3 protein-coding genes are annotated in these 25,720 nt (G+C 67.8%); all 3 read right to left on the bottom strand.

Annotated features, from left to right (window positions below; translation table 11 throughout):
* Nucleotides 1-50: 50 nt before the first annotated feature.
* Nucleotides 51-4,274, bottom strand: a complete 4,224-nt coding sequence (locus MB84_RS15445; RefSeq protein ID WP_052653423.1) for an amino acid adenylation domain-containing protein — start codon at nt 4,272-4,274, stop codon at nt 51-53.
* Between the two features lie 98 nt (nt 4,275-4,372).
* On the bottom strand, nt 4,373-12,331 hold the full coding sequence (locus tag MB84_RS15450) for a non-ribosomal peptide synthetase (protein WP_084009818.1): 7,959 nt from the start codon (nt 12,329-12,331) through the stop codon (nt 4,373-4,375).
* Nucleotides 12,309-25,661, bottom strand: coding sequence for a non-ribosomal peptide synthetase (locus MB84_RS15455; protein WP_046292416.1), 13,353 nt, complete (start codon nt 25,659-25,661; stop codon nt 12,309-12,311). The genes MB84_RS15450 and MB84_RS15455 overlap by 23 nt, the downstream gene beginning before the upstream one ends.
* Nucleotides 25,662-25,720 lie beyond the last annotated feature (59 nt).

The following is a 25,720-nucleotide window of genomic DNA, read 5'->3' on the forward strand; positions in this document are numbered from 1 at the left end:
CAATGTACCGGCCTCGCTTTTTTTCGAGCTTAACGTCCGTCGCCGCAATGTCACGCGGCGACGCTCACCCCGAGAGTACTCACTTCGCTCACCTCCCGCACCGCCCGTGCGACGTCGTCGATCCACGCCTTCGTGCGAGGCAGTTGCATGTGACTCGATGCGACCGTGCCCTCATACACAGGCGCCGCAGCCATCGCGCGCGACAGCCGCTCGCGATCGTCCGACGCACGTCGCTCGATCCACCACGCATGCACGGGCACGACTGTCGGACGCAGACGATGAACGTCCGCCAATGCGCGCAAGTGCGCCGTCACCCGGAACATATGCGCGAGTTCGTCGCGACCGAGCGACGCGTAGTCGCCTGTAGCGGCCACCGGCGTACCGCCCTGCCCCTGCATCGTCAATGCGGCATCGACGGCGGCCGCCAGCACGCCCTCGTCCAGCGGCTTCCCCGCGTGCGGTGCGAGCGACGCGCGCAACGTCCCGGCATCGACCTGCGGCAGAATCGTGACGAGATAGTCGAGCAGATCGCCCGTCCAGTCGCGCGACGACGCGACGGGTGGCGCATCACCTTGTTGGGCTGGGACGAACGTATCCGCGAGCCCGAGGAACGCCACCGTCTGACCGCTGGCACGCAGACGCTCGGCCATCGCCATCGCAATCGGTCCACCGAGCGACCAGCCGAGCAGGTGGTACGGGCCGCTCGGTTGTGCTGTCCGTACGGCGTCGACATATCGCCCCGCCATTTCATCGAGCGACGTGTCCGACCATGCGGGGTCGATCAGCATGCGCGACTGAATGCCGATCACCGGGCGTTCGTCGGCCAGGGCCTGCGCAAGCGGACGATAGTCGAAGACGGTGCCCACCGCCGGATGAACGCAAAACAGCGCGGGCGCCGACGACTTGCTGGCGTTCAACCGCACCAGCAGGTCGCCACCGGTCGATGGCGCAGTCTCCGAAGGCGTGAGCGCGGCGGCCAGGCGCGCCACCGTGCCGTGCTGCATCAGTTCGCGCAGGCTGATCTTGAGCGGCGGCGTCCCGCGCTTGAGGCGCGCAATCACTTGCAACGCCAGAATCGAATCGCCGCCGATCTCGAAGAAATTCGCGTCGCGGCCCACCTGCTCCGTCTTGAGGACCGTCTTCCAGACGTCCGCGATGCGCGCTTCGAGCGCGCCGATCTCGCCTGACGGTCCCGCCTGCGCCTTCGCTTCCCCCGCGGACCTGTCGGTCGACATCGCCGCCAGCAACGCGCGACGATCCACTTTGCCGTTCGCCGTGAGCGGTAGTGCGGCAAGACGCACGAGCCGCGACGGCACCCAGGCCGACGGCAATGCCGACGTGAGCGCTGCCTTCGCATCGGCCTCGGTCAGCTCACCCGTGTAGCCGCCGAGCAATTGCGGTTGCCCGCGCGCGTCGCGCTCCACGAGAACGACGGCATCCTGCACGCCGTCCAGCGCGCGCAGCGCGTGCGCCACCTCGCCCGGCTCCACGCGATAGCCGCGAATCTTCACCTGATCGTCGGCGCGTCCGAGATAGACGATTTCGCCGTCCGCACGCCGCTTCACCCGATCGCCCGTGCGATACATCCGCGCGCCCGGGCGCCACGGATCCGGCACAAAGCGCTCCGCCGTCTTGCCCGGCTCGCCGAGATAGCCGCGTGCGAGCGCGGCACCCCCGATGTAAAGCTCGCCGCCCACGCCCGGCGGCACCGCATTGAGATCGTCGTCGAGGACGTAGGCACTCACGTTGGGCAACGGCAGGCCAACAGGCAGCAACGCATCGTTCGATGCCGCGCGGTGAGTGAGCACACCCACGGTCGTTTCCGTCGGTCCATAGTGATTGAGCACACGCAGCGACGGACGATGGGTGTGAAGCAACGTCAGCAACTCGGCGTCGGCCGCTTCCCCGCCCACGATCAGCCAGTCGTTCGGCAGCACGTCCGGTCCTGCGGCCAGCATCAACCCCTTCAGATGGCTCGGCACGATCTTCGTCGCCCCGATGCGGCGTGCGCGCATCCACTCGGCGAAGCGTCCGGCGTCGAAGGCATCCTCCTGGGGCATGAGATGCAGCGGCCGCCCCATCGCGAGCGCGCCGAACAGCACCGTGTGCCCGAGATCGGCTGCGACGGTCGAAACCATCGCCATTCCAGCGTCTTCCGGGAAATCGTGCAGTCTGGACGTCACACCCTGTACATAGTTATGCAACGCCGCCCGACTCACCACGACACCCTTCGGCTGTCCCGTGGACCCCGACGTGTAGATGACGTAGGCGGCCTGCGCCGGATGCACGCTGCGATTGACGAAGCGCACTTCGTCCCCTGCCAGCAGATCGGCGACGGCCAGCGTCACGCACCCGTCGACGTGAGGGACCGACGCAACGTCCGGCGCGACGATCAGCGCCTTTGCACCGCTCGCGGCGATGAGCTGTGCCAGACGTGCGGACGGCTGCGTCGGATGCAGCGGCACATGAGCCGCCCCCAGCTTCCACACACCGAGCATCGCAGCGACCCAACTAGCGCTGCGCGGCATCAGCAACGCAACGCGATCCTCCGCACCGATGCCTCGCGTCGCGAGCGCCTGCGCCACGCGATCGGCATGCGCGTCGAGCGTGCGACGCGACCACGCACCATCCCCGCCTTCGACGGCAAGCGCATCCCCCTGCTGAGCGACGCGCGACGCCCATGTCTGCATCCAGTCGCGCGTCTCCCACACGTGCCGTTCACCGTCGGTCGTGACCGGCACGTCGGCATGCAGCGCGATATCGGCGAGCCGGTCGTCCGGGGCTTGCGCCAGTTGCGCCAGCAAACGGGGAAATGCACGCGCCAGCGGCTCGACGGTCGTGGCGTCGAACAGGTCCGTCGCGTACGTCAACGCGATCTGCAACGTGTCGCCGCGCTCCAGCGTATCGAGCGAAAGATCGAAGTGCGAGCTTTGTCCGGCGACGACCAGCGGTTCAATGCGCAGACCGGCCATCTCCGGTACCGCGTCGCGTGCGATCTCGTGATTGAACTTCGCCTGAAACAGCGCGTTGACGGACGCGTCGCGCGCCGGTTGCAGCGCTTCGACCAGCTTGTCGAACGGCACATCGGCATGCGCTTGCGCTTCGATGGCCCGCGCGCGCATCGTCGCGACAAGCCTGTCGAACGATGCCTTCGGATCGAGCGGCACACGCATGACCTGCGTGTTGACGAAGAAACCGATCAGCGGCTCCGTTTCCAGCTTCGCGCGCCCGGCCACCGGCACGCCGACGCAGACGCTGCGCACACCGGCAATCCGCCCGAGCCACACGCCATACGCCGCCAGCAACACGGTGTAGAGCGTGGTCTCGTGAGTCCGCGCCAACTCACGCAGCCGTGTGGTGAGCGCTGCGTCGGCGTCCATGACATAGGTTGCGCCGCGTCCGCTCGGCACCGCCGGACGCGGGCGATCCGTCGGTAACGGCAGCACCGGATGATCGTCACCGAGTTGCGCACGCCAGTAGGTCAATTGGCGCTCCAGTTCACCGGCTTCCAGCCAGCCACGTTGCCAGATGGCGTAGTCGGCGTACTGCACCGGCAACGCAGGCAGCGGTGCGACGTGAGTCCCCGCTCCGCCGGTCCCGATGAATTGGGCATAGCCACGCGTGCACTCCTCGACCAGACGCGTCATCGACCATGCATCCGCCACGATGTGATGCAGTGTGAGCAGCAGCACGTGTTCGTCCGCCGCCACACGAATCAGCCGCGCGCGCATCAGCGGCGCAACGTCCAGTGCGAAGGGTCGGACCGCCTCGGCACGCGCGCACGCTTGCACGCGCGCGTCCCGATCGGCAACGGCCGTGCCGTCGCCTTGCCAGTCTTCATAGTCCACGGTGAACGGCACGTCGTCATGCACGCGCTGCACGGCCCCGTTCGGACCTTCGTGAAAGCTGGTGCGCAGCGCTTCATGGCGCGCAACGATGACCGCAAACGCCTGCGACAGCGCTACAACGTTTAGCGTCCCTTTCAGGCGCACTGCGGCCGGAATGTTGTACGCGCCAGTGCCCGGATGCAGTTGCTCCACGACCCAGAGACGTTGCTGTGCATACGACAGCGGCGCATCGGCCCCGTCACGCCCGTCACGTCCGTCACGCAGCCCGCCGGGAATCGGCAGACTGCCCAGATCGACGCCCTGCTCGCGGGCGCGCGACTGAAACACGCGGCGCTTGTCGACCGGCAGGGCGAGGAAGCGTCGCATCAATGCCGAGTCGTCAGCCTTGGGGACATTGGCCACGTTGGCCGAATTGACGAGAGACATCGCGAAATCCTTCTATCGAATCACCAAAAATCGAATGGAGATGGCCTCGCATTGCCCATGACTCGAAGCGAGCACGCGCGACGCGAGGCCTTAACACATCAAGCTGCATCGGCCTCCAGATCGCCGAGCAGATCGTCCAGCGCGTTGCGCGTCTGCGCATCGAGCGCTGCGGGCGCCGCGACCGCCCACGCAGCGCAGAAGTCCGACAGCACCGGCGTCTCGAACAACTGACGCAACGCCACCGGCCGCCCCGACGCCGCTTGCAAACGTGCCACCATCTGCGTCGCCAGCAGCGAGTGGCCGCCCAGCGCGAAGAAGTTGTCGTGACGCCCCACGCGCTCGACGCCGAGGACCGATTGCCAGACCTGCGCGACGTCCGTCTCCACACCGTCCTGCGGCGCGACGAAGCGCGCGGCGGCCGCCTGCGGCGCTGGCAGCGCACGACGGTCGAGCTTGCCGTTCGGTGTGAGCGGCAGCGCGTCCAGACGCAGCCACTGCCCGGGCATCATGAACACCGGCACGCGCGTGGCGAGATGCTCGCGCAGACGCTCCCACAGCGCGTCGTCTTCGGCACTCGCGACGACATACGCCACCAGTTGTTCGTCGGCGCCCTCGCCTCGCACCAGCACGGCGGCATCGCGCACTTGTGCGTGCGTCAGCAACTGCGCCTCGATCTCGCCCGGCTCGATGCGAAAACCCCGCAGCTTGACCTGCCGATCGCCGCGCCCGAGGTAATCGAGCGTGCCGTCCGGCAGTCGCCGCACGCGGTCGCCCGTCCGATACATGCGCGCACCGGCTGGCCCCCAGGGATCGGGGACGAAGCGCTCGGCGCTCAAGTCCGGACGTCCCAGGTAGCCGCGCGCCAACCCGTCGCCTCCGACGTACAGCTCGCCCGGCACCCCCATCGGCACCTCGGCGAGCGATGCGTCGAGCACTCGCCAGCCGATATCCGGCAGCGCCTCACCGATCGGCGAGTGACCGATGCCTGCCTCAGCCGCCTCCGGCGTCACGACGCCATAGCTCACATAGACGGTCGTCTCCGTCGGCCCGTACATGTTGACGATGCGGGTTTGCGTGCCGAAGTGCGACCACCACGGCGCGAGTCGGCGCGGTGTGAGCGCTTCGCCCGCCAGCACGATATGGCGCAACGTCGTTTGCGAGGCGTCCGGCGGCAGGGCCGCAAGCATCTGATAGAACGCGGACGGTGTCTGGCACAGCACCGTCACCCGTTGCTGCTCGAGCATCGCCCACAGCGCCTGCGGTTCGCGGCTCGTGTAGTACGGCACGACGACCAGTCGCCCGCCGTGCGACAACGCGCCGAAAATCTCCCACACCGACACGTCGAACGCATACGAGTGAAACATCGTCCAGACGTCGTCCGGACCGAAGCCGAACCAATCCTGCGTCGAATGCAGCAGACGCATCAACTGACGATGCGCGACCTGCACCCCCTTCGGCCTGCCCGTCGAACCGGACGTGTAAATCACATAGGCCAACTGGTCGACGTGAATACGCACTTCGGGCGACGTGGTCGGCAGCGCCGTGTCGCGCGACAGCGCATCGATGCTCACACTGTCCTTCGGCAACCACGCAGGCGCGCCGAGGGCGGCGTCCGTGACCACAACCTCGATGTCGGCGTCCTGCACGATATAGCCGAGGCGTTCGTCGGGATACGCGGGGTCGAGCGGCACGTAGGTCGCGCCCGCCTTGAGCACGCCGAGCATGGCGACGATCAGCTCGACGCGGCGCGTCAGTGCGATGCCGACACGATCCTCGCTCGCTACACCCCGGCGCAGCAGCGCGTGCGCCATACGATTCGCTTGCACGTCGAGTTCCGCGTAGGTCAGCGAGCGCTCGCCATCGGTGACGGCGATGGCATCCGGTTGCGTGATCGCAAAGGCGGCAATCGTCCGGTCGACGGTCGTCGTGACATCGAACGTCCGTCGTGGTCCACGCTGCGTCGGCCATGCGGCGTCGCTGTCGTGCAAGACGACGTCTGCAACACGTGCAGCACGCTGTGCATTCGATGTCTGCGGCGCGCACAACTGCGCCAGCAGGTCGTGCAACTGCGTCCACAACCGTTCCACCGCACCGTCATCGAAATGCTGACGGTCGTAGCTCATGCGCACATCGATGGTCTCGCCCGACGCGATGCCGATCGTGAGCGGATAATGCGTGGTCTCCACGTTCACGATGTCGCCGAAGTGCAGCGCCTGCGCGCCCTGCGCCCGCAGCGCACGATCCACCGGATAGTTCTCGAAGACGATGAGCGAGTCGAACAGCGCCTGCCCCGGCCAGCCGACCCAGCGCTGAATGTCGTAGAGCGGCGTGCTCTCGGCCTCGCGCAGCGCCAGGTTGTCTTCCTGCAATCGATGCAGCCAGTCGTCGAGTCCTTCCGAAGGCGACGGACCTTGCACTACTGGCAACGTGTTGATGAAGAGCCCCATCATGCGCTCGGCCCCCGGCAGTTCCGCCGGACGACCGGAGACGGTCACACCGAAGCACACGTCGCGCTTGCCCGTGTAACGCTGAAGCAGCAGCGTCCACGCGCCTTGCACCAACGTATTGACGGTCAGACGGCGGCTGCGCGCGGCGCGCTGCCACGCTTGTGCGCTCGTTGCGTCGACCCGGAACGTGCGCTCGCCGTGGCCTTGTGCCGCGGCCATTGTCCGCAGCACGGCCTCGTGCAACTGCGTTGGCGATTCGAAGGCGGCCAGCCGCTCGCGCCAGAACGACTCGCCGTTCTGCGGCGCATGTTCCTCAAGCCACGCAATGTAGTCGCGAAAACGCGGCGCAGTGCCTTCCACCGCCGGTGTACCGGACAGATACGCCTGAAGGATTTCACCGATCAGTCGTGCGCTGCTCCAGCCGTCGAGCAGCACGTGGTGCAGCGTCCAGATCAGTTGCCACGCGTCGTCGTCCACACGCACGAGCGCCACACGCTGTAACGGCGCAACCGCGAGGTCGAAGCCCTGTGCGCGTTCCTGCTGCGCCAGTTCCGTCAGGACACCCGCACCGTGCTGCGCGACACGCTCTCGCCAGTCGAGCAGGCGCAGCGCTTGCGGCACTTCGCGGTGCACGAGTTGCAGCGGCGGCGCGCCGTCTCGCCACACGAAGCTCGTACGCAGGATCGCGTGACGTTTGACGGCGGCCTGCCACGCGGCGGCAAAGGCGTCGGCCTGTAATCCTTCGAGATGGATCTGAAGCTGGTTGACGTACGACGCGCTGTCCGGTGCGAGTCGTGCATGAAACACCATCCCCTGCTGCATGGGCGAGAGTGGATAGGCGTCTTCGAGATCGGCGGCGGGCACCGGCAACGCAGCCAGCGCGGCTTCGGTCAGCCCTGCCAGCGGGAAATCGGCCGCGCTTGTGACCTGTGCGTCGGCGCTGGCCGTGACGAGCGTGCCAAGCGCCGCTTGCATACGAGCGGCCACAGCGGCAATCGTCGCCTCGTGGAAACGCTGGCGCGAGAAGCGCCAGTAGAGACGCAGGCAGCCATCGGCAATCGCGCCGTCGACGCACAACCAGTTGCCCAGCGGGGCGGATGCGTCGCGGGCGGCCCCTGCGGGCGCGTCGCTCGGCGCGAACCGCCCTTCCCCGAAGCCTGCGTCGACGCGACCGAGGTAGTTAAACGTGATGCGTCCTTGCGGCAACGCCGCCATCGCTTCGCGCACTTCGTCACTGCCGTGATACCGCAAAGCGCCGAATCCGAGTCCGGCACGTGGCACCGCCCGCCACATCCGCTTGAGCGCGAACAGCGTTTCGCGCGGCGATGCCGAAACGTCGACGGCCAACGGATAGACCGACGTGAACCAGCCGAGCGTGCGCGTCAGATCGAAAGCTTCGGTGCCCGGCACGTCGTCACGGCCGTGGCCCTCGACGCACAACGCCACGCGCCCTGCCCCGGCCCACTCGCCGACGGCCTGCGCAAGTGCGGCAACGAGCAGTTCATGGATCCGTGCACGGTCGTTCGCGGCGTCGAGCAACCGCTGGGTGGCGCCCGCGTCGAGCGCCACGGTTACTTCCGCTGCATCGGCCTGACGGTCGCCCTCGGCGGGCGTGGCATCGACGGGCAGCGTGTTGTGCGCGCCTTGTAGTGCGTCCGTCCAGAAAGTCGCTTCCTGCTCTGCCTCGGACGACGACGCCCAATCGCGCCAGTAAGTCGCCCAAGCGCCGTATGACGTGCCGTTGTCCGCCAGCGCGACGGGTTGCCCTGCTTCGCATTGGTCAAGCGCTCGCTGCAAATCGCTCAGCAACACCCGCCACGACACACCGTCGACGGCAACGTGATGACAGACAAGCAACAGACGCTGACGCCCCCCTGTCAGATTGACGAGCACCGCGCGCAGCAACGGACCGTTTGCCAGCGACAGAGCGCGTTGTGCACGCTCGGCAGCGGCAAGCGCCTGCGCGTCGTCGGCAGCGTCCACGACATCCAGTGCGACGAGCGATGCGTCGGACGAAGCGCGCAGTTGTCGCCACCCGTCATCGCCTTGGACGTAGCGCATTTGCAGGGCTTCGTGATGCGCGGCGACCGACTGCAACGCCTCGCGCAGTGTGCCGCCATCGAGCGGACGTCCAGCGTCGCGTACGTCCACCTGGATCCATTGATTCCAATGGTCGCGCTGAGGGATCGGCTCGTCAAAGAACCAGGACTGGATCGGCAGCAACGGCGTCTCGCTCGCGTCACGCGTAGCCGTCTGCGACACCGTACCGGCCATCGTCTGCGCAGGCGTCGCTACAGCGGCCAGTTCCGCGAGCGTCTGATGGCGAAACACGTCGCGCACCGTGATGCGCCAGTGCGCCTCGCGCGCGCGACTCACCAGTTGCAGCGCGATGATCGAGTCCCCGCCGAGCGAGAAGAAGTTGTCAACCCGGCCGACTTGCGTAGCGCCGAGCAATTGCGTCCAGATGGCTGCGAGATCCGCTTCGGCCCCGGCGCGCGGCGCTTGCGCGCTCGAGCTCTGCCATACAGGCGCCGGCAGTCGCTTGCGGTCGAGCTTGCCGTTGACGAGCTTGGGCAGTGCGTCGAGCACCAGAATCTGTGCGGGCACGAGATACGCGGGCAGTCGCGCGGCGAGTGCTTGTCGCAACTGCTCGCCAAAGCCCGCCGGGTCGACGCCCTCCGGCGGCGTCGCGCTCACGTGCGCCACGAGTTGCCCCCCCGCCGGTCCCTGCGCCGTGCCCACGACGGCTTCGCGCACGCGCGTCTGCGCCAGCAATTGCGCCTCGACTTCGCCCGGCTCGATGCGAAAACCGCGCACCTTGAGTTGCTGATCGCGACGGCCGAGGTACGCCAGCGTACCGTCGTCCAGCCAGCGAACGCGGTCGCCGGTGCGGTACATGCGCGTACCCGGCGCGCCCCACGGGTCGGGCACGAACCGCTCGGCGCTCTGTCCGGGACGGGACAGATACCCGCGCGCCACGCCCTCACCGCCGAGATACAACTCACCGGCCACACCGACCGGCACGGGTTGCAGACGCTTGTCCAGCACATACGCGCGGCGCTCGCCGACGAGCGAGCCGATGGGAGCGTACGGCGTCGGGCTCTGCATGCCTGCATGGACCGTCCAGTTCACGGGCGTGACGACCGTCTCCGTCGGCCCGTACCCGTTGAGCAACCGCGCCGGTTGCAGCGTGCGCATGACGAGCGCCAGCGTGTCTCGGGACAGCGCCTCGCCGCCGCACGAGTAGATGAGGCCCGGCGGTACGGCGTCCGGATGCGCTTCGACCCATTGCGCCACGTGTCGTAAGAGCGCAGTCGGCAGCCCGGCGTTGGTCACGCGACGGCGCACGATCTGCTCGCAGATTTCCTCCGGCGTCCATTGAAGCGGGCCGCGCAGCACCACGCACGCGCCCTGCGACAGCAGCGTCAGCCAGCGCTCGTGCGCACCGTCGAACGAGAGCGACGCCACATGCAGTTCGCGGAAGTCCGGCGTCATGCCGAACAGCCCCGCAATGGCGCGGCAATGCATGGCAATCGGCCCGTGCGGCACAGCAACGCCCTTCGGCCGCCCCGTCGAGCCGGACGTAAAGATCACATAGGCCAGTTGCGCGGGATGCAGTGCAGGCAGCACCGCCGTCGTAGCAGACGTGTCGGCCTCGGAAATGTCCAGCGCCACCACGCCGGGCGGCACACGTGCGAGCCCCGGCGCGTCGGCGATCACCAGCGCAATGGCTGCATCGGCGCACAACTCGGCGACGCGCCCGGCAGGATGTTCTACATCCAGCGGGACATAGGCACCGCCCGCGCGCAGCACAGCGACCATCGCGACGAACACGTCTGTCGAGCGCGGCAATAACACGCCGACACGCGTCTCAGGTGTCAGACCGTTCGCGAGCAAGCGCGCGGCCAGCGTGTCCGCGCGACGCAGCAGTTCACCGTACGTCAGCACGTCGTCATCGCATTCGACGGCGATGGCCTCCGGGCGACGGGTCGCATGCTCCGCGATCATGTCCGGCAGCAGGCGCGTGTCGTTCGTTGCCGTGCGAGCGTCGTTTGCTGGACTGCCCCAACGTCGGATATCGCTCAGTTCGTCTGCACCGGCGAGCGGCAGGTCCTGCAACGGCGACGACGGTTGCGCGACGAGCGCGGTGAGCAACGTCTGCCAGTGCGCGCAGATACGCTGCGCCGTTGGCTGCGAGATGACGTCGCAGGCGTAACCCAGCCCGCCGCCAAGCGCACCGTCGGGCGACTCCACGATGCCCAGATCGAGGTCGAACTTTGCCTGCGTGGTCTCGCCGTCGAGCACCGTCGCGGTGACGCCCGGCAACTGCAACGCCGACGCCGCATGACGCCGCTGATGGTTCACCATCACCTGAAACAACGGGCTATGACTCAGACTGCGCGCGGGCGCAAGGCGCTCGACTACCTGTTCGAACGGCACATCCGCATGACGCTGCGCGTCGAGCAACGTGTCGCGCACCTGTGCGAGCAAGGCGTCGAACCCGTCCGACAAATCGACGCGCGCGCGCACGACCACCGTGTTGACGAAACATCCGACCACGCGCTCCAGCGCCGTGCGGCTGCGATGACTCACCGGCACACCGACACGCACATCGACGGGGGCGGCATCCGTGTCCTCGTCGCTCTGGCCCACCGCGTATCGGGCCAGCAGCGCCTGAAACGACGCCAGCAACACCGCGAACGGCGTGGTGCGGGCGTCACGCGCCAGGGCGCGAATGCGCTCCGCCAGGGACGCTGGCAGCGAGAATCCAACGCGCCCGCCTTCGGCATCGCGCTGCGCCGGTCGATGACGGTCGAGCGGCAGCGCCAGCAAGTCGTCGGCATCGGCGAGTTGCGTCGCCCAGTAATCCAGTTGCCCCGCCAGCGCGTCGCCGCCCAGCCGCAGCCGTTGCCAGATGGCGTAATCGCCGTAGGTCGGGCCGGTCGACTGGTTCGCGGGCGTCTGTCCGTTGCGCACGACGGCGTAGTCGCAAGCAATCTCGCCGATGAGAACGTCTAGCGAACCACCGTCGGAGATCAGGTGATGCATCGTCAGCACCAGCACATGACACGTCGGCGTGACTCGCAGCAACGTCGTGCGCACCAGCGGGCCGAGCGCCAGGTCGAATGCGCGGCGGCTGACGTCCGCCACTGCGTCGCGAACCTCGGCCTCGGTCGCCCCTTCGGGCAGCGTCAGGATGTCCAGCGGCACATCGACGCGGGCGTGCACGTGCTGCATGAGCTTGCCGTCCGCCACATCGAACGTCGTGCGCAGCGCGGCGTGACGCGCCACGGCAGCGGCGAAGGCTTGCGCCAGTGCCGCCGTATCGAGATCGCCCTCCAGTTGTACCGCGCCGGTGATGTGATACGTGTCGTGGCGCTCGTCCAGTTGCAACAGCGTCCACATGCGTTGCTGCGCGAACGAAGCGGCGGCGCGCTCGACGTCCTGTCCTTGCGCGCGGGACACCCAGCCGTCGAGCGGCAAGTGCTCGCGCACGTCGACGCCCTTGCGTTCGAGCAGCGCGATCATCGCCTGCCGTTGCGCCGGGGCCAGACGGGCGAGCGTCGTTTGAATGTCGTCTTTCGTATCAGCCATGCTTAGTTTGCCCATGAGTAGCCTCCGGCCCGAGCAGCGCCTGCAGCGCCTCGGGGGAAAGGGATTCCATTTCGCGCAGGGCGGCTTGCAGGTCGTCGTCGGCGACCGCCTGACTGGCGTGTGATGTGCCGGTCAAGGCGTCAACCGCCTCGGCCAGCGCCGTCAATCGGCTCGCTTCGAAGAGGGTGCGCAGCGGTACGTCGAGCGACAACGCGTCGCGCAGCCGCGAGGCGACCTGCGTCGCGAGCAGCGAATGGCCGCCGAGCGCAAAGAAGTCGTCGTGACGCCCCACGCGCGGCACGCCCAGCACGTCCTCCCAGATCGAGGCGATGCGCGCTTCGGTGCCGTCGTGCGGTGCCTCGAACTGCGAGGCACCGGCGGCTTCGGGCACCGGCAACGCGCGCCGGTCGAGCTTGCCGTTCGGGGTGAGCGGCAGCGCATCCAGACGCAGCCACTGGCCCGGCACCATGTAGGCTGGCAACGCCCCGCCCAGATGGGCGCGCAGACGCGACCACAGCGCGGCGGCATCGACCTCGGCGACGCGCTCAGGCGGCGATACCACGTACGCCACCAGTTGCTCGCCTGCGCCGTCGTCCCGCACGAGGACGGCCGCGTCCATCACGTCTTCATGACGCAGCAGTTGCGACTCGATTTCGCCCAGTTCGATGCGAAAGCCTCTTAGCTTGACCTGTGCGTCGCCCCGACCGAGGTAGTCGAGCGTGCCGTCCGCCCGCCGACGCGCACGGTCGCCGCTGCGGTACATGCGCTCGCCCGGTGCGCCCTTCGGGTCCGGCACGAAGCGCTCGGCCGTGAGGCCCGCCTGTCCCAGATACCCACGCGCCAGCCCGTCGCCGCACACGTACAGATCGCCTGCGACACCCGGCGGCACTTCGTTGAGCCCCGCGTCCAGCACCCGCCAGTCGAGGTCGGCAATCGGCGCGCCGATGGGTGAACCGGTCACGTCGTTCGCACGCAACACATGACGACTGACGTGCACCGTCGTCTCCGTGATGCCGTACATATTGGTCAGGCGCGTAGCGTCACCGAAGCGCTGCCGCCACGCAGCCAGTCGCGCAGGCGTGAGCGCTTCGCCGCCAAAGACGATGTGGCGCAGCGTGGTCGACGTCGCATCCGACGGCATCGCGCCGAGCCACTGATAGAACGCCGAAGGCGTCTGATTGAGCACCGTCACGCCTTCGCTGGCGACGAGTGCCCACATGGCGGCCGGATCACGCGCCGTGTCCTGCGACACGACCACGAGCCGCGCGCCGTGCGCGAGCGCACCGAAGATTTCCCAGACCGAGAAGTCGAAGGCGTACGAATGGAACATCGTCCAGACGTCGTTCGCGTCGAAGGCGAAGTCCTGCGACGTACCCGTGAGCAATCGCATCAGGTTGCGATGCGTCAGTTGCGCGCCCTTCGGACGCCCCGTCGACCCGGACGTATAGATCACATAAGCCAGTTGATCGACGTGAACGTCGCGCGCCGGGGCATCGTCCGGTAGCGTCGCGTCTGCGAGCATCGATTCGAGGGTCATCGCCTCGCCCGGCAGCCACGACGCCCCGGCCAGCGACGCCTGCGTGATCGCATGCGTCACCCCGGCGTCTTCCACCATGTAGCTCAGACGTTCGGCTGGATAAGCAGGGTCGAGCGGCAGATACGCCGCGCCCGCCTTGAGAATGCCGAGCATGGCGACGATCAGGTCCGTGCTGCGCGACATGGCCAGCCCGACACGCGCCTCGGGCGCGACGCCCGCGCGAATGAGCGCATGCGCGATGCGGTTCGCGCGGGTGACGAGGTCGCGGTATAAGACGCGAGTGTTGGCGTCGCACACGGCAATCGCGTCACCCCGCACGGCGGCCTGCGCGTCGATCACGGCATGCACGGGCAGCGGCACGGCGATGCTCACCCGCGTATGGCCGTTACCGTTGCGCTGCCCCGCCGCGCCGCCAGTCGTCATTGCAAGCCGCGCGACGGGCGTCGTTGCCTGCGTCATGGCGACGTCCAGCAGCGCCAGCCATTGCTCGCCGAGGCGGCGCACCGTCGGCGCGTCGAACACGTCGCAGGCGTACGTCAGCCAGCCGCGCAGTGCGCCCGCTTCGTCCTCTTCCGTATCGAGTGAAAGGTCGACTTGCGCATGATGTGCGCGTCGCTCGATGGCCTGCATCGTCACACCGGCCAGATCGCTCAGTGGTGCGAAGGCACGCTTCTGGTGATTGATGGACACCTGAAACAACGGGTGCCGTGACACGCTGCGCACCGGGGCGAGGTGCTCGACCAACCGCTCGAACGGAACGTCGGCGTGCTGTTGCGCCCCCAGCAGTTGATCTCGGACCTGCGTGACGAGCGAAGCAAACGTCGTCGGCGATTCGATCCGTGAGCGCAACACCTGCGTGTTGACGAAGAAGCCCACCACCGCTTCGACGGCCTCAAACGCGCGCCCCGCCACGGGCATCCCTGTGCGCACATCGCCCTCGCCGGTGACGCGATGCATCAGCAGATGGAAAGCGGCGGCCATGACCATGAAGCGGGTGACGCCGTGCTCCCGCGCGAAACGCTCGAGTCGCGCGGGCAAGCCCGGCGGTATCGTGAGGTCGACGCTGGCCCCCGCGCCGTCGCGAACGACGGGGCGCGCCCGGTCAAACGGCAAGGCCAGTTCCGGATGCGTCGTGCCAAGCTGCTGACGCCAGTACGCGAGCTGTGCGGCTTGCGCGGGACCGGCCAGTTGTTCGCGCTGCCACGCGGCATAGTCACCGTAGCGCGGCGATAAATGCAGCGGCGAAGCCGACGCGTCGCGCAGTGGCTGATGCCCGCCCGCATGCGCCCGATAGGCGCGCGCCAGATCCGCGACCAGCAGATTCATCGACCAGCCGTCCGAGATCAGGTGATGCATTACCAGCATCAGCACGTGCGACTGGTCGCCAAGCTGCATGAGATGGACGCGCCAGAGCGGCCCGTTGGTCAGATCGAACGGCGCCAGCGTCAGCGCCTCAAGACGCGCTTGCACAGCCGCGTCCGCAGCGTCGGCCGGGGTTCCCGGGGCGACGGCGTCGCGCGTGAACGCAAGTGGCAGCACGGCCTGTACGCGTTGCGCCGGTGCCCCGCCTCCAGCGGCATCGACCGCGATGGTCGTGCGCAACACGTCATGCCAGTCCGACAGCGTCTGCAAGGTGCGCTCAAGCGCGTCGGCTTGCAGCGGTCCATTCAGACGCAACGCACCGGCGATGTGATACGCCCCGGCGCGCGGCGCCATCTGCGTTTCCAGCCACACGCGCATCTGCGACGACGACAGCGGGAACGTACTGCGATGCTCGTCCCCGCGCGTCGGGCCGGTGACGGCCAGTGGCGTTTGCGCGGGCTTCGCGTCGGCAGGCACTGCCAGCGTCGCCAGTCGCGCCACCGTCGGATGCGATGCCAGATGCTGCGGCCCGACCTTGATGCCGCGCTTGCGCAGTCGCGCAATCACCTGTAACGCCAGAATCGAGTCGCCACCGATGTCGAAGAACGCATCGTGACGGCCGACCTGCTCGCGCTTGAGTACCTGACACCAGACGGCGGCGATGTCGGCTTCCGCACCGACGTGCGGCAATTCCATCGACACCGCGCCCGCGCTGTCCTTCGAAGCATCGATGCGCCCGGTCAGCGCCAACAAGGAGCGACGATCCACCTTCCCATTTGCAGTCAGCGGCAGCTTGTCGACACCGTCGAATCGCGCTGGCACCCACGCCGATGGCAGCGCCTCGGTCAGCGCCGTGCGCACGACGTCGAGCGTTGCATCGCCAGTGAAGACACCGTGCAACCATGCGCCACCGGGCCCGTCGTGACGTGCAACGACCACGGCATCGATCACGCCGGGCACGCGACGCATCGCCTGCGCCACTTCCGCCGGTTCGACGCGATAGCCGCGAATCTTGACCTGATCGTCCATGCGACCGAGATAGACGACCGCACCGTCGGCGCGCTGCACTACGCGGTCGCCGGTGCGATACATCCGTGCACCCGCGCGCCACGGGTCCGGCACGAAGCGCTCGGCCGTCTGCGCAGGTGCGCCGAGATACCCGCGGGCCAATCCGGCGCCGCCCAGATAAAGCTCACCGGCCACACCCGGCGGCAACGGGTTCAGGTCGGCATCGAGGACATGCGCATGCAGGTTCGCCAGCGGACGACCGACCGGGACTGGCACCTCCGGCACCTCTGCCACGCCCCCGACATCATGCGTCAGCGCCCCGACAGTCGTCTCCGTCGGGCCGTAATGGTTGAGGACAGCCAGCGCCGGACGCGCCGCACGGATCTGTGCGACGAACGACGGATCGAGCGATTCGCCGCCGGTCACCAGCACAGCGCGCGGCAACACCGCCGCGCCCGCCGCGTCGAGGAGCCCTTTTAGATGCCCCGGCACGATCTTGAGCACGTCGATCGGACGCGCGGCACACCACTCGGCAAAGCGCTGTGCATCGAATGCGCACGCTTGCGGCACGAGATACAGCGCACGGCCGAGCGCCAGTGCGCCGAACAACGTCGTGTGACCGAGATCCGCAGCGACCGTCGACGCCATCGCGAATCCGCCCGCGTTGCTCGCCGCATCGACACCGCGGACACCGCGGACACCACGCTCACGCAGCCGTGCGGCCACCGCTTGCACGTAGTTGTGCAGCGCACCGCGACTGACGACAACGCCCTTCGGCTCGCCTGTCGACCCCGAGGTGTAGATGACGTATGCCGCCTGCGCCCGATGGATGCGGACCGGTGTCGGAGCTTTCGTCCAGACGCTGGTGTCTGCGATGTCGCGCCAGCGAATCAGCGAGGCCTGCGTGATCGCTGGTGCCTGATCGTCGACGATCACCGCGTTGGCACCACTGGCACTCACCAACTTTTCCAGACGCGCCACCGGTTGCGTGGGGTCGAGCGGCACGTACGCTGCACCGGCCTTCCACACGCCCAGAATCGCGCCAACCAACGCCGCGCTACGCGGCAGACAGATGGCGACACGGTCCTCCGGGCCGATCCCCTGCGCCTGCAACGTGGCTGCCAGACGGTTCGCGAGCGCGTCGAGTTCATCCCGGCGATAGGCCGCGTCCTCACCTTCGGCGGCCAGTGCCGCGCCGTCGCTCGCGACGTACGCCGTCCAGTCGTCCAGCAAGTCCTGCGACGGCCAGCCAACGTTCTCCACAGTCGGTGGCGCGTCGTTCATGAGTCCGATTTGCCCCAACGACGTGTCGGACGTGCCAAGGCTGTCCGCCACCGCGCCGAGCAACGCCACGAACTGCTCGCCAAGGGCTTGCACGGCAGCATCGTCGAAGCGCTCACGGGCGAACGCCAGCACGAGACGCAAGCCGTCGTGCTGTTCGACGATCAGCGACAGCGGATAGTTATTGCGCGCCTGCGTGCCGCGCGCCAGCAGCGACAGCCGCAGACCATCGTCGCGTTGGCCGAGCAACGCAGCATCGAGCGGATAATTTTCGAAGACGACAATGCTCTCGAACAGGGCACCGTCGGCGCTTTCGCCTTCGCGCTCATTGGCCCGCTGCGCTTCACGCGTGATCGCGGACAGCGCGACATGCTCATGCTCACGCGACTGCGCCGTTTGCGTCTGAAGCTCGCGCAGCCAGTCGGCGACCGGACGACGCGCGTCGAGTGTGGCGCGCACGGGCAGCGTGTTGATGAACAGACCTGCCATGCGTTCGATGCCCGGCACGGCTGCGGAGCGGCCCGACGCCGTCACGCCGAACACCACGTCGCGCAGTCCGGCATGACGCGCCAGCAGCAGCGCCCATGCGCCCTGACACAGCGTGCCCGGGGTCACGCCAACGCGACGGGCTGCGTCGCACCATGTCTGCCACTGCGCGGGGGCGAGCGTCCATGCGGCTTCACCGTGCCCTGCCGCTTCAGTGGTCGTACGATCCTGACGCGCAGCCGGTAGCGGCGTCGGCGCGCCCACGCCGTTCAGCAATTGCCGCCAATGCGCGAGCGATACGGACGATAAGGACGATAAGGAGGCGTCCAGTTCGCGTTGCCACACCGCAAACTCGGCAAACGACGGCGCGGCCTGCACTTCGCCGTCCGTCGACACTTCGCCGCTCGCCAGTGCGGCATAGCGCGACATCACGTCGCCCAGAATCAGGCCGGTACTCCAGCCGTCGAGCGTCACGTGGTGGCTGCTCCATAACAGCCACCAGCGCGACTCACCCACGCGAAGCAGCGCCAGACGCGGACGATGCGCCTGCACGAACGAGAAACCGGCGGCGCGCTCGGCTGCGAAACGCGCGTCCAGACGCGCGTGTTGGTCCGCCTCGCTCAATTCGCGCCAGTCTTCCTGCGGCAGCAGGTCCCCCGCCGTGGCCACCGTCTCGGGACCGTGCACGAGCAGCAGTGGCAGGTCGCCGACGTCGCTCACATAGGCCGTGCGCAACGCGGCATGACGCATGACTGCCTCGCGCCAAGCCTGTGCAAACGCGTTCGTATCGAGTGCGCCGTCGATGACGAAGCCCTTTTGATAGAAGTACGGGTCGGCGTTACCTTGCTGCTGCGAGTAGAACAGCAGGCCTTGCTGCATCGACGTTGCGGGTACCACGGCTTCGATCTGCTGCACCGACGCGGGCAATGCCCCGAGTTGAGCGCGCGTGAGGCCCGCGTACGGGAAGTCTTCGGCGATGACCGGTTCGTGACCGGGCAGCGTCTCGGCCAGTGCACGCAACGTCGCCCCGATCTCGTCGACGAGCGTCCGAACGTCGTCGCCTGCGAAGCGTGTGCGGTCGTAACGGCACACGAGCCGCAACGTGTCTGCGCGCTGCCAGACGTCAAGTGTCAGCCAGTTCGGCGGCGCAACGTCGGGCTCGTGCGACAGGCCCCCGTCGACGATGCCATCCGTGTCGGTGCGTCCGAGGAAGTTGACGGTGACGTGGCCTGCGGGCAACGCGTCGAGCGTCCGACGGGCATGCGGCGTGCCCAGGTAACGCAGCGCGGCGTAGCTCGCGCCGTCGTGCGGCACGCGTCGCCAGGCTTCGCGCGCAGCGGCCACTGTGCCTTCGGGCGTCGCGCCGACCGGGATGGCGAGCGGCCACGCCGCCGTGAACCAGCCGAGCGTGCGTGAAAGGTCGCCCTGCTCGCCGCCGCGTCCATGACCTTCGACGTGGACGACATAACGCTGTGCCCGCGCACGCTGCCCCAGCGTGTGCGCGACGGCAGCACTCAAGGCCTCATGCATTCGCACACGGCGCAGTTGTGTGAGCGGCACGGCGATGTCTGCGGGCCACGTGTCTTCGATCTCGCCCGTCCCCGCCGTTGCGTTCGTCGGCTTCGCAACGTCCACCGCATCCACGGCACCGGTCAGCGCCTGCTGCCAGACGTCCAGCGCGGCCGCTGCGGCGTCGCTTTGTGTCCAGTCGTGCCAACGCTGCGCCCACGCGCGCATCGATTGGCCGACGGCGGGTAATACCCGCTGCGCCCGGACGGCCCGCGCTCCTCGCGCATTCCCGAGCGCCGTTTGCAAATCGTCCAGCAGGATGCGCCACGACACGCCATCGATCACTAGATGGTGCGCGACAAGGAAACAGCGCAACTCGCCCACCTCCGTGCGCACCAGCAGCGCACGCAACAGCGGTCCGTTGGCCAGCGACAGACTCCGTTGGGCCTGAGCGAGGGCATCGGCGAGTTGCGCGTCGTCGCACATCGCCGCGTGCCAGAGAAGATCGTCGGCGGCATGTGGCGCGACGTAGCGTGCCTGCCATTGGCCGTCATGCTCCGCGAACCGCAGCCGGAGCGCATCGTGATGCTTCACGACGGTGCCCAACGCTTCACGAAGCGCCGTCATTTCCGTGCCTTCGGGCAACGTCACTTCGATCCACTGGTTCCAATGATCGCGGCACGCGATGGGCTGACGGAAGAACCACGCCTGCACTGGCGTGAGCGGCACATCACCTTCTAGGGGTTCGGGCGCTTGCGTTGCGCCGTCTCCTTCACCGACTGCCCGCGCCTGCGCCGCGAGACGTGCGAGCGTCTGGTGACGGAAGACGTCTTGCGACCCGACTTGCCAACCCGCCAGACGTGCGCGCCCGACCATCTGCAACGCAACGATGGAGTCGCCGCCCAGCGCGAAGAAGTTGTCGTCGCGGCTCACCGAAGGCAGGTGCAGCAGCGCCTGCCAGACGGCCCCCAGCGCACACTCCGCCTCGCCCTGCGGTGCCTGTCCGCCAGCACTGCCCCAGACCGGCGCAGGCAGCGCCGCCCGGTCGCGTTTGCCGTTGGGCAGCTTCGGCAACGTATCCAGCACGATCACGAGCGACGGCACCAGATAGTCCGGCAGGCGATGCGACAGCGCCACACGCAGCGCTTCGCCATCGAGTTCCTTGCCTGCGACATAGGCGACGAGTTGATCGCCCGCAGGCCCCGCCGCCACGACCGCCAGTGCGTCGTCGACGTGCGGTTCGCGCAGCAATTGCGTCTCGACTTCGCCCGGCTCGATACGGAAGCCGCGCACCTTCACTTGCTGATCGAAACGACCGAGATAGACGAGCGTGCCGTCGGCCAGTCGACGCACCCGGTCGCCGGTGCGATACATGCGCGCGCCCGGCTCACCGCGCGGGTCCGGTACGAAGCGCTCGGCCGTCAGCGCTGCGCGTCCGAGATACCCGCGCGCCACGCCCTCGCCACCGAGGTACAGTTCGCCCACCGCGCCCAGCGGCACTTCGCCCAGCCACGGATCGAGTACCCACGCGCGGCGGCGTCCCACCGGCTTGCCGATCGGCGCATACGCCTGACCCGCAATCTGCGCCGCCGGTTGCGCGTCCAGCGCCCCATCGATGGACCAGGCGACCGGCGTCATCACGGTCTCGGTCGGCCCATATCCGTTGATCGTCTGCACCGGACGGAACATCGCCTGTGCCGCGCGCAGCGCGGGCCACGCCATCGCTTCGCCACCGAACGAGAGCAAACGCAGCGCCGGTGCGCCCGTCGCCCCGCTCGTGGCGAGACGGCACAGATAGGCCGTCGGGAAACCGGCGTTCGTCACGCCGTGACGACGCATCGCGTCGACCATCGTCTGCGGCGCCCAGTGACGTTCGTCCGCAATGAACAACGACGCGCCGCAGATCATCGGCGCCATCCATCGCTCATGCGCACCGTCGAAGTTGATCGAAAGCACGTGCAGCTCGCAGACGTCTGGCGTGAGTCGGTATTGCGCACCGGTTGCCACGCAGTGCATGGCGAGCGGACCGTGCGCCACTGCGACGCCTTTCGGCGTGCCGGTCGAGCCGGACGTGTAAATCAGATAAGCCAGTTGATCGGGATGCAGCGAGAGCACGGGCGGATGTTCGGGCAGCGAGGCATCCGCCATCAGGTCGGCAACCACGGCGCGACGCGTGGGGAGCCACGCCGCGTCGGCCAGAGAGACCTCGGTGAGCGCCAGCGAAATGTCCGCGTCATCGATGATCTGCGCCAGCCGTTCGGCCGGGTAAGACGGATCGAGCGGCACGAATGCGCACCCGGCCTTCATGATGCCGAGCAGTCCTGCGATCATGCCCGTCTGACGCGACATCGCCAGTCCGATGCGCGCCTCCGGCGCAACGCCCTGTGCGAGCAACCAATGCGCGATGCGGTTCGCCCCGCGCGCGAGTTCGGCATACGTGAGCGTGCCGGATTCGTCGCGCAAAGCAATGGCGGACGGTTGCTGCTGTGCCTGCGTGTCGATCAGCGATGGGACACTTCGAAACGACGGCTGTGCTTCGGCGAGCGCAACGCGATGCCCGCCGTCCAACGCACTTTCAAAGGCCACGTCGAGCGACGCAAGTGGCTGCGTCGGGAGCGCCAGCAGCGTCGCCAGCCCGGCGCACCAGTCCGCCCCCAGGCGCTCGATGGTTGGCGCATCGAACAAATCCGTCGGGAAAGTGAGCCGGGCGCGCAGCGTCACGCCATCAAGCGGATCTGCGCCGTTGCCAGCCGTCGCCTCGTGAAGCTCGTCGATGTCGAGCGCGAGATCGTACTGAGCCCCGCCGGTGAGCGGCTGTGCGACCACGTTCAGGCCCTCAGGCCAGCCCGTCGCGGTGCGCGACGCAGCAGCGTTCGCCACATGATGGTTCAACATCACCTGAAACAGCGGCGATTGTCCGAGGCTGCGCTGCGGTGCGATGCGCTCCACCACCCGCTCGAACGGGGCTTCGCGGTGCGCCTGCGCGTCCAGCGCCCCGTCGCGCACGTGCATCACCAACCGGTCGAAGTCGGCCGCCGGGTCGATCTGTGCGCGCCACACTTGCGTGTTGACGAGACACCCGAGCATGCGCTCCAGCCCTGCCACGTCACGCTGCGCAATCGGCACGCCCACGCGGATATCCGTCTCGCCAGCATAACGATGAAGCAGCCATTGGAACGACGCGGCCAGCACGACGAACGGCGTCGCCTTGCGTTGTGCGGCGTAGGTCAACACGTCGCGCGTGAGACCCGCCGGGAATTCGAACGCGAGCGTTTGCCCCGCGCCGCAGCGCAAGGCGCCGCGCGCGCGGTCGACCGGCAACGCGAGCACCGGCGACGGTTCCGGCAGACGCGTCTGCCACCAGTCGAGCTGACGACCGAGCGCCTCGCCATCGACGCGGTCATGCTGCCAATGGGCATGATCGCCAGGCTGAACAGGCACCGGAGCCAGCACAGGCGTCTCGCCGCTGGCGAATCCGCTGTAGGCCCGGGCCAACTCGTCGATCAGCAGGGTCATGGACCACGCGTCCGTCAACAGATGATGCAGGACGAAGACGATTCGATGCGCCTCGTCCGACATGCGGATCGACGCCACCCGCCACGGTGCACAGGCGTCCAGGGAAAACGGCTGTGCCAGCAACGCATCGGTCAGCCGGGACGCTGCGGCGTCGGGGTTCGCGTCGCCCGACACATCGTGGCTGACAAACGGGACATTGGCCTTCGCATGCACGATCTGGACAGCGACGCCGTCGCGCTCGTCGAACGTCGTGCGCAAGGCGTCGTGTCGAGCCGTGATCGCTTCAAGCGCGCGGGAGAACGCGTTCGCGTCGAAGCGTCCCTTGACGAGCAACTGGCCGCCCACGTGATACGCCGCGCTGTTCGCCGGATCGAGACGGTGGACGAACCACAGCCGGGACTGCGCAAAGGACTGACGGAAAACACGGGTGTCCGGGGTTTGCGCGAAGGGTGTCGCGGGCGGGATTTGCGACGCGGCGTCGATGGCCAGCGCACCCGAGGCAGGCGTGAGCTTCGCCAGTTCTCGCACCCACTCGCCCAGTCGCGCATGTTCGTACAACGAGGCGGGCGTCGCCTTCACGCCGAGACGCTCATGCACACGCGCCAGCACCTGCATGGCGAGCAACGAACTGCCGCCGCACAGGAAGAAATGATCGTCGGCACGGATCTGCTCGCGCCCCAACACTTCGCGCCAGATCTGCGCGACGGCGTCGAAGGTGGCGTCGAAGGTGGCGTCGGCTGTAGCGACGGATGTAGCGTTTTGGGTCGGCGCGTTGCCGGTCCTGTCGTTCAACGATGCCTTGGCCGCACCGTCCCCGACGATCGCACCGTTCTGCCAGGTCGCCCATGCATCGAGTGATCCGTCTCGCCAGCCCTTCGCACAGGCACTGCGCTGCAACTTGCCGCTCGAGGTTTTGGGCAGTGCGCCGGGATTGAGCAGCACCACGAACGACGCGGCTTGCTGGCAAACGTCGGAGACCGCGACGGCGATCGCTTCGGCGAGCGTCTGCGGCGGCACCATCTTCTGCACGCCGCGACCGACTTCCGCCGCGATGCCGATACCCGGCTCGCCGTCGATGTCGACGGCAAACGCCGTCACGCGGCCCTTGCGCACCAGTTCGACGTCGGCCTCAACCGCCTTTTCGAGATCCTGCGGATACAGATTGTGACCGCGCACGATGATGACGTCCTTGCAGCGGCCCGTGACGTACAACTGATCGTCGTGCACAAAGCCGAGGTCGCCCGTGCGCAGCCAGCGCTTGCCGTCCGCCTGCACGAAAGTTCGCGCGCTCGCCTCGTCGTTGCGCCAGTAGCCCTGTGCCACGCTCGGCCCGCTCACCCAGATCTCGCCCACGCCGCCCGCCTCCACCACGGACGCAGCGACATCGGGCGAATCGTTCCACGTCATCAGACGCACTTCGTGATCGAGCGGCGTGGCGCCGCATCCGACCAGCATCGCGTGGTCGTCCCCGTGATCGTCCGATGCCTCGGCCCGTTGCCGAGCCAGGGCGCTGCGCGCGAAGTTGGCGGCCGTCATGCCTGCGCCGCGCTGTCCACCGGTGACGAACAGTGTCGCCTCGGCCAGTCCATAGCAGGGATAGACCGCTTTCGGATCGAAACCCGCAGGTGCGAACGTCTCGCAGAAATCGACCAGCGTGTCGTGTCGCACCGGTTCCGAACCCGAGAACGCCAGCCGCCAGCCGCTCAGGTTCAGGGCGCCGATGGTGGCGGCGTCGATGCGCTGCGCGCACAGGCGATAGGCGAAATCGGGGCCACCGCTGACGGTGCCGCCGAATTTGTCGATGGTGCGCAGCCAGCGCACCGGCCGCTCCAGAAAGAACTGCGGCGACATCAGCACGAGACGGGCCCCTCGGTAAATCGGCGAAAGCAGCCCGCCGATCAGCCCCATGTCGTGATACAGCGGTAGCCAGCTCACCATGGTGTCGTCGCGCGTCATGCCCAGTCCTGCGACGATGGCGGCTTCGTTGGCCATCAGATTCGCATGACTGACCATCACGCCCTTCGGTGTGGACGTCGAGCCCGAGGTGTATTGCAGGAACGCCAGATCGCCCGGCGCGACGCTCGTCTCCTGCCACTCGGTCGCGAGCGCATCGTCGATCTCATCGATCACCACGATCTCGACACCGCGCAACTCGGGCACGGCGTCGCCGAATGCGAGCATGGCGTCGCGATGCTGACGGTCGGTCAGCACGAAGCGTGCGCGCGCGTCGTGCAGGATCGAGCGCACGCGCGCCAGATGCTGCGGACGCGCCGACTCCGGCGGAAACGCCGGCACGGCAATTGCTCCGGCGTACAGGCAGCCGAAGAATCCCGCTACGTAATCCAGTCCCGTCGGCATGAGCAGCAATCCGCGCTCGCCGTGTGCACCGTCCTTACCACGACCGGCGAGACGTTGCAGCGTGGCGGCCACCGCACGGGCGCGCGTGTCGAGCCCCGCACAGGTCAGGGCCCGACCGTCGCCCTCATCGCTGGATACGGCGCGCAGCGCCTCGCGGTCCGGCTCAAGCCGGGCGCGGGCGCGCAGAAGATCGACGATGTGTTCGATAGGAGCGCCAGGCGCTCCCTGAGAGGGCGCCGTCGACGAGACAGGGCCGAAGGGGACGGGCAAGCGAAGAGCGTCGTTCATGACGGTAGCGACTCACGAAGCAGGAACGGAATCAAAGACTGGCGCGTGGCGGCCGACGG

Source organism: Pandoraea oxalativorans, assembly GCF_000972785.3.
Lineage (GTDB): Bacteria > Pseudomonadota > Gammaproteobacteria > Burkholderiales > Burkholderiaceae > Pandoraea > Pandoraea oxalativorans.